Genomic DNA, 13604 nt, shown 5'->3' with positions numbered 1-13604 from the left:
TGTTCTTGGGCATTTTTTTGTTGTGTTTTGGTTTTTTTTGAGGCTTTATTTGGCTTTATGGAGCTTTCGCTTGCCTCTTTGCACCTTTCAGTTTATTTTCCCCATAAAAAGCAAAAAGCAGTTCGACAAGTCGAACTGCTTTTCTATATTTTAGTTACCTACTGCAGCTCTGATGAACTCTCGGAATAATGGTTGTGGACGTTGTGGACGTGACACAAACTCCGGATGGAACTGAGAAGCTACGAAGAATGGGTGATCTGGAAGCTCGATAATTTCGATTAAACGACCATCTGGGCTTGTACCAGAGAACACAAATCCTGCTGCTTCGAACTGCTCACGGTATTCATTGTTAAACTCATAACGGTGACGGTGACGTTCGTATACTAATTCTTCACCATATGCTTCATACGCTTTTGAACCAACAGTTAATTTACATGGGAAGAGGCCAAGACGAAGCGTTCCACCTAAGTCTTCCACATCTTTTTGTTCTGGCAATAAATCAATAATTGGGTGTGCCGTTTTTGGATTTAATTCAGAAGAATGAGCACCTTGAAGTTCTAAAATAGAACGTGCAAATTCAACTGTTGCTAATTGCATTCCTAAACAAATACCAAAGAAAGGTACATTGTTTTCACGCGCAAATTTTGTAGCAGAGATTTTACCTTCAACACCACGGTCACCGAATCCACCTGGGACAATGATTCCGTCAACGTCTGAAAGGATTTCTGCAACGTTCGCATCATTTACTTCTTCCGCATTAACCCATTTCACTTCTACATCTGCGTCGAATTTATAGCCTGCATGTTTCATTGCTTCTACTACAGAAATGTATGCATCTTGCAGTTCTACGTACTTACCAACTAAACCAATTCGAACTTTTTTCGATAGTGATTTTACTTGGTCAACTAGTGCTTTCCAGTCTGTCATATCCGCATCTTTTGTTTCCATTTGTAAATGATCTACAACGATTTGATCCAAATTTTGTGCTTGAAGTGCTAATGGAATTTCGTATAGCGTATCTGCATCGATACATTCAATTACTTCACTTGCCTCGATATCACAGAAAAGAGCAATTTTATCTTTCATATCTTGAGGAACTGGCATTTCAGAACGCACAACAATAACATTTGGTTGAATACCTAGACTGCGTAATTCTTTTACACTATGTTGTGTTGGTTTTGTTTTAATCTCACCAGCAGCTTTGATAAAAGGAACAAGAGTACAGTGAATATACATAACATTTCGGCTACCTACATCACGTTTCATTTGGCGAATCGTTTCTAGGAATGGAAGTGATTCGATATCTCCAACTGTTCCACCGATTTCTGTAATAACGATATCTGCATTCGTTTCTTTTGCAGCTAAAAATAAGCGATCTTTAATTTCGTTTGTAATATGTGGAATAACTTGTACAGTTCCACCATTATAATCTCCACGACGCTCTTTTCTTAAAACAGAAGAATACACTTTTCCTGTTGTAATATTCGAGTATTTGTTTAAATTAATATCGATGAAACGCTCATAGTGACCTAAGTCTAAATCTGTTTCAGCACCATCATCTGTTACAAAAACTTCTCCGTGTTGGTATGGACTCATCGTCCCTGGGTCTAAGTTAATATACGGATCAAATTTTTGAATCGTTACGTTTAACCCTCTGTTTTTCAATAAACGTCCTAGTGATGCTGCTGTAATTCCTTTTCCTAATGAAGATACAACTCCACCAGTAACAAAAATAAATTTTGTCATTTTTTGTTCCTCCTCTAATTGTTGTATATACAATAACAAAAAGCGCCCCGCCTGCTGTTCGGCAGGGGAGCGCATATGCACATGAGTAATGTCTCTTCAAAAAGAGCCCAATAGAATCTTATAGCGTACAGAAGAAGAAGTCAAGAATTATTCTTCGTCTTCTAAATCTTCATCATCTAAATCCTCATCTTCGTCGATAACTTCGAACTCATCTTCGTCTTCATCGATTAAATCTTCTTCGATTACTTCATCGATTTCAGCTCCAACAAAGTCGACTACCTCTTCCTCTTCATCGTCTTCTTCAACAAATTCATCGAATTCTTCTTCAAATACAATTTCATCTTCTTCAATATCATCCAGATCATCATCGTCTGCATTTTTGGCTTTCTTTTTACGCACTTTAACTGTAGGGGCTGTTTCTTCTTCAATTTGATCAACTGGGTACCACTCTCTAAGTCCCCATTGGTTTTCAGCAGTTGCTAAAAAACGGCCATCGATATTCATGTCCGTGTAAAATTGTGGTTTACGTGCTGCCATATCTTCATCTGTAAATTCATTTAACTTTTGGATTGCCTCAAATAGCTCCGTTAATGTTAATGAACTTTTCTTATCTTCTAAAATTGCAAATCCTAAATCTATTAGCGATTCTTCCTGTAGTTGTGCTGTCGTCATTTTACGAAAATTCAAATCGTGCACGTCCTTTCTCTGTCCGTTTGCATACTTTCCATTATATACAAACATTTATGTTCTATGCTACATTCATTTGTTCTTTTTGGAAAGGGAAATCTTCGCTCCCGCTAATGTAAATAAATAAAAAGAAAGCACGAGTAAAGGAATTGATCCCAATTGTCTATTATATAGGAAAACTGTGAGTAGTAGGAGTATTATAATGACCATTATGTGAATAGACGTTTTCATCCCAACTCTCCTCCACTGCTTATTCATTTCATTATACAAAAAAAGAAGAAAAGTGTCCCGAAAATACATCGAGACACTCATTTTTTTTACATATTTCTTCTATATTGTCCGCCTACTTCGTAAAGGGCATTCGTAATTTGACCTAAACTTGCTTTTTGAACCGTTGACATTAGTTCTTCAAAAATATTGCCACCTGTAATAGCTACTTGCTTCAATTGACTAAGAGCTTCTGCTGTTTCGGCTTCGTGCTTCTCTTGAAAGTTTCGGAGATTAGCAATTTGCGTTTCCTTTTCTTCTGTTGTTGCACGTGCAATTTCCATATTATTAATATCCTCTTCAGAAGCAGGATTTGGATTCAAATAAGTATTTACACCGATAATTGGTAGCTCACCAGTATGTTTTTTCATTTCGTAATGCATGGACTCTTCTTGAATTTTGCCTCGTTGATATTGCGTTTCCATCGCGCCTAGAACACCGCCACGATCATTCATGCGATCAAATTCAGCCAAAACAGCTTCTTCTACAAGGTCAGTCATTTCTTCCACAATGAATGCTCCTTGTAATGGATTTTCATTTTTTGATAATCCATGCTCTTTTGTAATAATCATTTGAATCGCCATTGCTCGACGAACCGATTCCTCCGTTGGTGTTGTAATTGCTTCGTCATAAGCATTTGTATGAAGCGAGTTACAATTATCTTGTAATGCCATCAATGCTTGTAATGTTGTACGAATATCGTTGAAGTCAATTTCCTGCGCATGTAAGCTTCTACCCGAAGTTTGTACATGGTATTTCAGTTTTTGACTGCGATCATTCGCACCATATTTGTCACGCATAACGACAGCCCAAATACGGCGAGCAACTCGGCCAATTACCGTATATTCTGGATCTAAACCATTCGAGAAGAAGAATGATAGATTTGGTGCAAAATCATCGATATTCATGCCGCGGCTTAAATAATACTCCACATACGTAAAGCCGTTTGCTAGTGTAAATGCTAGCTGCGAAATCGGATTGGCTCCAGCTTCTGCAATATGATAGCCAGAAATCGACACAGAATAATAGTTACGAACCTTTTGGTCAATAAAATACTGTTGAATATCGCCCATCATACGAAGTGCAAATTCTGTAGAGAAAATACAAGTATTTTGACCTTGATCTTCTTTCAAAATATCCGCTTGCACCGTTCCACGCACAACTTGTAATGTTGCAGCTTTTACTTCCGTAAATTCTTCCATCGTAAGTGTGCGACCAAGTGCTTCTTCACGGATACGTACTTGCTGATCAATTGCCGTATTCATAAACATCGCTAAAATAATTGGAGCAGGCCCATTAATCGTCATCGATACGGATGTCGATGGTGCGCATAAATCAAATCCATCATAAAGCTTTTTCATATCTTCTAATGTACAAATACTGACACCAGATTCTCCCACTTTTCCATATATATCTGGACGGTGATCTGGATCTTCCCCATATAAAGTTACTGAGTCAAACGCAGTAGAAAGACGTTTGGCATCATCATCTTTTGATAAATAGTGAAATCTGCGATTAGTACGCTCTGGCGTCCCTTCCCCAGCAAATTGGCGCTTCGGATCTTCCCCTTCCCGTTTAAACGGGAATACTCCAGCTGTATATGGGAATGAACCCGGAACATTTTCCTTATACACCCATCTTAATATTTCACCAAAATCGACAAACTTCGGAAGCACTACTTTTGGTATTTTTAAGCCTGATAAACTTTCTGTACGAAGAATCGTGCGCAGCTCTTTATCACGAACTTTCGTTACAAATTCATCGCCAGCATATGCTTCTTTCAAAGCTGCCCAATTTTCTAATATACGTTTTGACTCCGCAGTTAATTCATCACGAACACCTGCTGCTAAAGACTGTAGAGATTGTACTAGTACATCATCCGCTGCTTTTTCATTGACTACTTCGATTGCTCCTTCTAGCTGGAACAGTCTTCTTGCAAAGCTAACTTGCTCTTCTGATTTACTATGATACCCGCGAACAGCATCTGTAATTTCACGAAGATAATAACGTCTATCGTTTGGAATAATAACATTTTGTTTTTGTGTTTTGATAAATTGCTCATAAGAAGTTTCCCATGCAGAGCCAGTTTTTTCATTCAATGTAGCAACAAGTGCTGCGAATAAAGAATTCGTTCCTTTATCATTGAATTGACTCGCAATGGTTCCATATACCGGCATACCATCCAAATTATCATGCCATAGCTCACGGCTTCGTTGATACTGTTTTTGTACTTGGCGAAGCGCATCTTCCGAGCCTTTTCTTTCGAATTTATTGATAACGATTAAATCGGCATAGTCGATCATATCAATTTTTTCTAATTGTGACGGTGCACCAAATTCGCTTGTCATTACATACATCGAAACATCCGATACATTTGTAATTTCAGCATCTCCTTGCCCGATTCCACTTGTTTCTACAACAATTAAATCATAGCCTGCTACTTTCACAACATCCAGTACATCTGCAAGAGCACCAGATAATTCCGTACGAGAGCCACGTGTTGCCAAGCTGCGCATAAATACACGCTTATTGAAAATCGCGTTCATACGAATACGGTCACCAAGTAAAGCCCCACCTGTTTTTTGTTTCGTTGGATCAATTGAAACAATTGCAATTTTTTTGTCTGGAAGCTCTTGAAGGAAACGACGAATTAATTCATCTGTTAAAGAACTTTTCCCTGCTCCACCTGTTCCCGTAATACCAAGGACAGGAGTGCCTTTAGAAAGCATTTTCGCTTGTTCCAACATTACTTTTACGTCGGCATCTTCTGTTTTATATGCTTCTTCTGCAACTGTTATTAAATGTGCTAGTAATTCTGGGTTTTCTGTCGAAACTGTAGCAATTTCTTCTTTTGCACCAGATGCTTTCGTTGGTACATCACACTCGACTAGCATTCGATTGATCATGCCTTGCAAGCCTAGTTTACGGCCATCTTCCGGTGAGAAAATGCCAGAAATACCGTACTCTTGTAGTTCTCTTATTTCTTTTGGAATGATTACTCCACCGCCACCACCGTAAATACGGATATGTGGTGCTCCACGCTCAACGAGTAAATCTTTCATGTATTTGAAGTATTCAACATGTCCTCCTTGATAGGAAGATATTGCAATCCCTTGAACATCCTCTTGAATAGCAGCATTGACTACTTCTTCTACTGAACGATTATGACCTAAGTGGATTACTTCTGCTCCACTTGCTTGTAAAATACGACGCATAATATTAATCGAAGCATCATGTCCATCAAAAAGACTAGATGCTGTTACAAAACGAACATGATTTATTGGACGATATACTTCTACCGTAGACATGTTGTTCCTCCTTTGATTGTGATAGATCTTCCATCCCAAATAAAACTTCCGTTCTTCTTTAATTCATTTCCCCATCCCACTGAGTACAAATTGAATTTGAAGTTCTGTAAATTGTTCGATAGTATGTTCCTTGCGTAAAGCCCATCGTCGGAATGCCCACATTTGCCCTTGAACGACAAGTGTATGAGCATAGAGATGTATTTGCGCTTCTGTTAGCACAAGTTCCCCAACTTGAATACAGCCAACGAGAATTTTTTGGAAGATATCTACCATCTCTAATTCTTTTTTCAATACATATTCAAGCGCACCTCTTGGCAAAGACTTCGATTCTTGATACATAACAACGAACTCATCCTGCATGTCATCTATTACCCCATAATAGTGACGGATCGCCGTTTTCAAGTCTTCAATTGTGCCTTTTTCCAATGATATTTGCGATAGTTTATCATGCACTTCATTGTAAATACTATCGCAAACTAAATAGAGTACATCTTCCTTTGTCCGAATATATTCATACAATGTTCCGATACTAAAGCCAGCTTCTTTTGCAATCTCTCTAGTTGTTGTTCTGTGGAAGCCTTTTTCTTTAAATAAAGTAACAGCTGCACGAATCATTTGTTGACGCCTTTTTTCGATAAGACTTTCATCTTTCACGGTTGTTAGGACTTCATGTTTTTTTTCCATAGTCACTGATTACTTTGTCAACATACGAGAAATAACAAGTCGTTGAATTTCTTGCGTTCCCTCGTAAATTTGTGTAATTTTCGCATCACGCATATAACGCTCTACTGGATAGTCTTTTGTATACCCGTAACCACCAAAAACTTGTACGGCCTCAACTGTTACTTTCATCGCTGTATCTCCAGCCATTAGTTTTGCCATGGCAGATTCTTTTCCGTAAGGCAGACCGTTTGACTCAAGCCATGCTGCTTGATACGTCAGTAAACGAGAAGCTTCTATAGAAGTTGCCATATCTGCAAGTTTGAATGATACCCCTTGGTTTGCAACAATTGGCTTGCCGAATTGAACGCGTTCTTTTGCATATGTCACGGATGCGTCTAGTGCACCTTGTGCAATTCCAACTGCTTGAGCTGCAATTCCATTACGTCCGCCGTCTAATGTTTTCATCGCAATGATGAAGCCATCTCCTTCTTCTCCAAGAAGGTTTTCTTTTGGTATGCGACAGTTTTCGAAAATAATTTCTGTTGTTGGTGAAGAACGGATTCCTAATTTCTTTTCTTTTTTCCCTACAGAAAATCCTTCGAAACCAGCTTCTACGATAAACGCACTCGTTCCTTTATGCTTCGATTCTGGATCTGTTACAGCAAACACGACATAAATATCTGCAATTCCACCATTTGTAATGAAAATCTTAGAACCATTTAGTACATAGTGATCACCATCTAATTTAGCCGTTGTTTTCATGCCACCTGCATCTGATCCTGAACCTGCTTCTGTTAAGCCATATCCACCAATTTTAGTTCCTTCTGCCATTGGACGAAGGTATTTTTGTTTTTGCTCTTCCGTACCATATTTAAAAACTGGCCATCCAGCAAGTGATGTATGAGCAGAAAGCGTTACACCTGTTGATGCACAAACGCGTGATAGTTCTTCTACTGCGATACAATACGCAAGATAATCAGAGCCAATTCCACCGTATTCTTCAGGCCATGGAATTCCCGTTAAACCTAGCTCTGCCATTTTATCGAAAATTTCACGGTCAAAACGCTCTTCTTCATCACGTTCAGCAGCTGTTGGAGCTACTTCATTTTCCGCAAAGTCACGTACCATTTTACGAATCATTTCATGTTCTTCTGAAAGTTGAAAATTCATTGTCAATCCCGCCTTTGTTAGTTTAATCAAATTCGCCTTGGCGTATTTGCGTCCAAATTTTGCATCGAACTTGTTCGATGCAAAATTTGTGACATCCGCCGGAGGCTCTAACTTAATCTAGCAAATTTTTACATGCTAAATTAAGTTAGATGTTTTGCAATTACTATTTTCTGAATCTCACTAGTGCCTTCGTAAATTTCCGTTATTTTAGCGTCACGGAAGTAGCGTTCCACAGGATAATCTTCTGTATATCCGTAGCCACCGAATACTTGCACTGCTTCTATTGCTACATTTACTGCTGTTTGTGAAGCAAATAGTTTAGCCATGGAAGCTTCTTTTCCACAAGGAAGTCCTTGCTCTCTTAAACTAGCTGCTCGGTAAACAAGAAGTCTAGCTGCCTCTACTGCTGTCCCCATATCAGCCAGCTTAAAGCCGACTCCTTGGTTTGCAGCAATTGGCTTACCAAATTGCACACGTTCTTTCGAATACTCCACTGCCGCCTCGAACGCCGCTTCTGCAATTCCAAGTGCCTGAGTAGCAATCCCAATACGGCCTGTATTTAAGTTGGCCATGGCGATCTTAAAACCATCGCCTTCTTCACCTAGTAAATTCTCAACTGGTATTTTCATATTTTCAAATGTAATTTGTACCGTTCGAGAACCGTGCAAGCCCATTTTCTTTTCATCTTTACCGACAATAAAACCTGGTGTATCCTTCTCTACGATAAATGCGGAAATCCCTCTTGATCCTTGAGTCAGATCTGTTGAAGCAAAAACGATGTTTACATCTGCTTCTCCACCATTTGTTATAAATACTTTTGAACCATTTAATACATAATGATCGTCTTGCTTAACTGCTTTCGTTTTTAATGCACCAGCATCTGAACCAGCAGAAGCTTCTGTTAAACAAAATGCACCTAAATGTTCTCCAGAAGCAAGCTTTGGAATGTACTTGTTTTTTTGCTCTTCATTTCCAAAATATAAAATTGGATTCGTGCCGACAGATGTATGAACAGATAAAATTACACCAACAACTGCACTTACTTTAGAAAGTTCATTTATCGCAATCACATAACTAGTGAAATCCATTTCTGAGCCACCGTATTGTTCAGGAACGGTAATTCCCATTAATCCTAGTTCACCCATTTTTCGAATAATTTCGCGTGGAAATTCTCCTTGCTCCATTTTTTCGATAAATGGTTCAATTTCTGTTTTGGCGAAATCTCGAACCATGTTTCGCATCATTAGTTGTTCATCTGTAAATTTCAATTCCATATTTTCGTCCCTCTATTCATAAATGTAAAAGCCACGACCCGATTTCTTCCCTAGCCAACCAGCTTTTACGTATTTTCTAAGCAATGGGCATGGACGGTATTTACTGTCCCCAAAGCCTTCATGCAAAATTTCCATAATGTATAAGCAAGTATCTAAACCGATGAAATCTGCAAGTTGCAGTGGCCCCATTGGATGATTCATACCCATTTTCATGACATCGTCGATTGCTTCTTTAGAGGCAACTCCCTCGTAAAGTGTATAAATTGCTTCATTGATCATTGGCATTAAAATACGGTTAGAAACGAATCCTGGGAAATCATTTACTTCCACTGGCACTTTGCCAATTTTTTTCGTCATTTCTTCAATTGCCGTATACACTTCATCCGACGTTGCAAGGCCGCGAATTATCTCGACTAACTTCATCACTGGCACTGGGTTCATAAAATGCATCCCAATTACTTGTTCCGGGCGGTTCGTTACTGCTGCGATTTCCGTAATTGGTAATGAAGATGTATTTGTTGCTAGAATCGTATGCTTTGGCGTAATTTCGTCTAGTTGTTTGAAAATAGATTGTTTAATTTCCATGTTTTCTACTGCTGCTTCAATCACGATATCCACGTCATTAGCATCTTCGATAGACAATGATTTTGTAATATTATTTAGTACTGCGAGTTTTTCGTCTTCTGTCATACGACCTTTTTCGACATTACGATCTAAATTTTTCGTAATTGTTTGAAGACCACGTTGAAAAAATTGTTCTTCTCGGTCATTCAGTTTTACTTCAAATCCAGCTTGCGCACATACTTGAGCAATACCTGCTCCCATTTGTCCTGCTCCAATAACCATTACCTTTTGGATTGTCATTCGTTGCTTCCTCCTGTTTTTGGAACTTCAATCATGATCGCGTCGCCCTGTCCTCCACCGGAACAAATTGCAGCAATTCCAATACCACCACCACGGCGTTTCAGCTCATAAGCTAGTGTTAGAATAATGCGAGCTCCAGAGGCTCCAATTGGATGACCTAGTGCTACTGCTCCACCATTCACATTTACTTTTTCTTCGTCCAAGTTAGCGAGTTTGCAACTAGCAAGTGCTACTGCCGCAAAAGCTTCATTTATTTCAAATAAATCGATTTCTGCAAGTGACTTACCTGTTTTCTCTAGTAATTTATTAATTACTAATCCTGGAGTTTGAGGAAAGTTTTCTGGTTCAATTGCAACTTCCGCATGCCCGATTACATATGCAAGTGGCTCTTTTCCAAGATCTTTCGCTTTTGCTTCATTTGTTAAAACGATTGCACAAGCACCGTCATTTATACCAGGTGCATTACCTGCTGTAATTGTTCCGTCACTTCCGAATGCAGGCTTTAGCTTAGCTAATGATTCCAATGATGAATCACGTCGCGGTGCTTCATCTTCTTGGACATGAACGGGCTCACCTTTACGTTGTGGAATACTAACAGAAACAATTTCTTCTGCAAAAATTCCATTATCGATTGCCTGTAATGCACGTTCGTGGCTTCGCAATGACCAAGCATCTTGATTTTCACGACTTAGTTCAAAAGCTTCCGCTGTAGTGTTTCCGTACGTTCCCATATGCACATGTTTTGGATGGAATGAACAAGAAAGTCCGTCATAGATCATGCCGTCTACCATTGACGCATCTCCCATACGAAGTCCAAATCTACCTTTTGGTAAATAATACGGAGCATTTGACATAGACTCCATGCCGCCCGCTACGACTATTTCTTCATCCCCGAGACGAATCAACTGGTCTGCTAAAGTAACGCTTCGCATACCTGAAGCACACACTTTATTGATCGTTTCCGTTTTAACTGACCAAGGAATCCCTGCTTTTGTTGCTGCTTGTCTGGAAGGAATTTGCCCTTGCCCTGCTTGTAATACGGATCCCATAATGACTTCATCTACTTGGTCTGCTGCGATTCCTGTTCGAGTTAGCGCCTCTTTAATCGCAACCCCACCTAAATCAGAAGCAGTTAGACTACTTAATGCTCCACCGAACTTTCCAAATGCTGTACGTGCCCCATCCAAAATAACTGTTTTCGTCAACACAGCCACCCCTTGCTTCATTTTGTATACGCTTTCATTGCCTATAAAATAAAAAACGTTGACTGAACGCTCGCTCGATTTAATGAGAAATAAAAAGGGAGCACAATACTCCCTTTTCTGTTAATGCAAGTTTACGAAATTATTATATATTTTGCAATCTAAATTTGTCTAATTATTGAACGATTGCAATTTCCTCTTCCATTACGGGAAGATTTTCTCCAAAGATTGATTTTTCAAGTAGCTCTGCGATATCGTACGTTCCAACTGTTTCTTCTACTTCCTTCGCTTTCGTACCGTCTGATAACATCGTTAAGCAATACGGACATCCCGAAGAAATAATTGTTGGGTTCACTTCTAATGCTTGTTCTGTACGAGCAACGTTAATGCGATTTCCTACATGTTCTTCCATCCACATTAGTCCACCACCAGCTCCACAGCACATTCCTGTTTCACGGTTGCGTTGCATTTCTACTAATTTCACACCAGGAATCGCTTTTAACACTTCACGAGGTGCGTCATATACATCATTGTATCGACCTAAATAACACGAATCATGGAATGTTATTGTTTCATTTACTGCATATTGTGGCTTCAAACGACCTGCTTGCACTAAGTCATACAGCATTTCCGTATGGTGAAGCACTTCTCCACTCCAACCAAAATCACTATATTCGTTTTTAAAAATATTATATGCATGCGGATCGATTGTAACTATTTTCGTTACCCCAGCTTTTTCGAATTCATCAATATTCGAAGTTGCTAACTCTTGGAATAAAAACTCGTTTCCAAGACGACGCGGTGTGTCACCAGAGTTCTTTTCTTTATTGCCAAGAATGGCGAACTTCACGCCAGCTTCGTTCATCAAATGTGCAAATGCTAAAGCAATTTTTTGTGAACGGCTGTCGAATGATCCCATTGAACCCACCCAGAATAAGTATTCAAATTCTTCTCCAGCTTTCGAAACTTCTTTCACTGTTGGAATATGAACTTCTGGACGTGCATCTCTCCAATTTTCTTTTTCTTTACGGTTTAAGCCCCATGGATTTCCTTGACGTTCAATGTTTGTCATTGCGCGTTGTGCATCCGGATCTACTCTTCCTTCTGTCATTACTAAGTAACGACGAAGGTCAATAATTTTATCCACATGCTCATTCATTACTGGACATTGGTCTTCACAGTTACGGCAAGTTGTACAAGCCCAAATTTCTTCTTCTGTAATAACGTCCCCAATAAGTGATGGGCTATAAATATCTCCGATAATTGCACCTTCTGCACCAGCAGCCATTGCAAGTTGATTACCTTTTGTTCCTTGGAAAGCAAGTGCTGGAACCCATGGCTTTTGTTTTGTTTCCACAGCCCCAGTAAATGTTAAATGATCACGAAGTTTTACAATTAAGTCCATAGGAGACAGCATTTTACCTGTACCTGTTGCTGGACACATATTTGTACAACGCCCACACTCTACGCATGCATAGAAGTCGATCATTTGCGCTTGTGTAAAGTCATGAATATCGCCGACACCAAACGAAGGCATTACTTCTTCATCAGACTCTTCGTCTTCTTCCTCTTCAAAATTGATCGGACGTAACTTCCCAACATTGTCTAAACGGTTAAAGTAAACGTTTGCAGGACCAGTGATTAAATGGAAATGCTTTGATTGTGGAACATATACTAAAAATGATAGTAGGAATAATAAGTGCACCCACCACATGATATAGAAAATTGTTGTTGCGACTACTTCTGGTACGAATGCAAAAACTACACTAATAGCGGATGCAATTGGCTCTGACCAAGCTGCTGCATGACCATGCCAAACCATTCCCATACCATTACCAACAAGTACAGATACCATTAATCCACCGATGAAAATAAGCACAAGTCCACTTTTCCATCCTCGTTTTAAACGAACTAGCTTTTCAATATAGCGGCGGTAGAAAGCCCACACAACTGCTACTAAAATGGTAAATGTCACGATTTCTTGGAAAAATGTAAACGCTGGGTATAGCGGACCTAATGGCAAATGTGAACCCGGTGCTAAGCCTTTCCAAATAAAATCAATTGCTCCAAATTGAACAAGTAAAAAACCATAAAAAAACATAACATGGATTGCTCCACTTTTTTTATCTTTTAAAAGTTTCTTTTGACCAAACACATACACCCAAATCTTTTGAAGCCTTTCTTTCAAATTGTCTTCAAATTCGACTTTTTTCCCCAGTTTGATATATGCATATCTAGTTTTCAACAAATACGCAAATAATCCGATTGCATACAAAGTTACTGCTACAAACAATATCCAGTTTGCGATTAATAATGGACTCATCTTATTCTCCCCCTCTAAGACGTAAAATGACGTTATTGATAGAATAACATTATGATAACTAATTTTTAAGAATTATTTTAATAATAAAACTGAATGAGCA

At 39.0% G+C, this 13604-nt stretch carries 9 protein-coding genes; all 9 read right to left on the bottom strand.

From position 1 onward, the window contains the following. Positions 1 to 150: 150 nt before the first annotated feature. Positions 151 to 1746: a CTP synthase gene (locus RUH95_RS13125; RefSeq protein WP_313893337.1), complete on the bottom strand. Its 1596-nt coding sequence runs from the start codon at positions 1744 to 1746 to the stop codon at positions 151 to 153. A 147-nt stretch (positions 1747 to 1893) separates the two neighbouring features. Next, the gene (gene rpoE / locus RUH95_RS13120; RefSeq protein WP_313893336.1) at positions 1894 to 2433 is read right to left on the bottom strand and encodes a DNA-directed RNA polymerase subunit delta; all 540 of its coding nucleotides are present in this window, start codon (positions 2431 to 2433) and stop codon (positions 1894 to 1896) included. Between the two features lie 317 nt (positions 2434 to 2750). Then, the gene (gene icmF / locus RUH95_RS13115) at positions 2751 to 6008 is read right to left on the bottom strand and encodes a fused isobutyryl-CoA mutase/GTPase IcmF (protein ID WP_313893335.1); all 3258 of its coding nucleotides are present in this window, start codon (positions 6006 to 6008) and stop codon (positions 2751 to 2753) included. 63 nt (positions 6009 to 6071) lie between these two features. Beyond that, entirely contained in the window at positions 6072 to 6692 is a 621-nt protein-coding gene (locus RUH95_RS13110; protein WP_313893334.1) for a TetR/AcrR family transcriptional regulator, read from the bottom strand. A 9-nt stretch (positions 6693 to 6701) separates the two neighbouring features. Then, the gene (locus tag RUH95_RS13105) at positions 6702 to 7841 is read right to left on the bottom strand and encodes an acyl-CoA dehydrogenase (protein WP_313893333.1); all 1140 of its coding nucleotides are present in this window, start codon (positions 7839 to 7841) and stop codon (positions 6702 to 6704) included. Between the two features lie 140 nt (positions 7842 to 7981). After that, positions 7982 to 9115, bottom strand: coding sequence for an acyl-CoA dehydrogenase (locus RUH95_RS13100; protein WP_313893332.1), 1134 nt, complete (start codon positions 9113 to 9115; stop codon positions 7982 to 7984). A 12-nt stretch (positions 9116 to 9127) separates the two neighbouring features. Beyond that, positions 9128 to 9979 carry a 3-hydroxybutyryl-CoA dehydrogenase gene (locus RUH95_RS13095; RefSeq protein WP_313893331.1) on the bottom strand — a complete coding sequence of 284 codons (852 nt, stop codon included), beginning with the start codon at positions 9977 to 9979 and terminating at the stop codon, positions 9128 to 9130. Further along, a complete protein-coding gene (locus RUH95_RS13090; RefSeq protein ID WP_313893330.1) occupies positions 9976 to 11184 on the bottom strand; it encodes an acetyl-CoA C-acetyltransferase in 1209 nt (402 codons plus the stop codon). Before RUH95_RS13090 ends, RUH95_RS13095 begins: the two co-directional genes overlap by 4 nt. A gap of 172 nt (positions 11185 to 11356) precedes the next feature. After that, positions 11357 to 13504 carry a (Fe-S)-binding protein gene (locus RUH95_RS13085; protein WP_313893329.1) on the bottom strand — a complete coding sequence of 716 codons (2148 nt, stop codon included), beginning with the start codon at positions 13502 to 13504 and terminating at the stop codon, positions 11357 to 11359. Positions 13505 to 13604 lie beyond the last annotated feature (100 nt).

This window comes from Psychrobacillus sp., assembly GCF_032154225.1.
Taxonomy (GTDB): Bacteria; Bacillota; Bacilli; order Bacillales_A; family Planococcaceae; genus Psychrobacillus.
The sequence above is the reverse complement of the archived record's forward strand: the minus strand, read 5'-3'. Positions and strand labels throughout refer to the sequence as shown.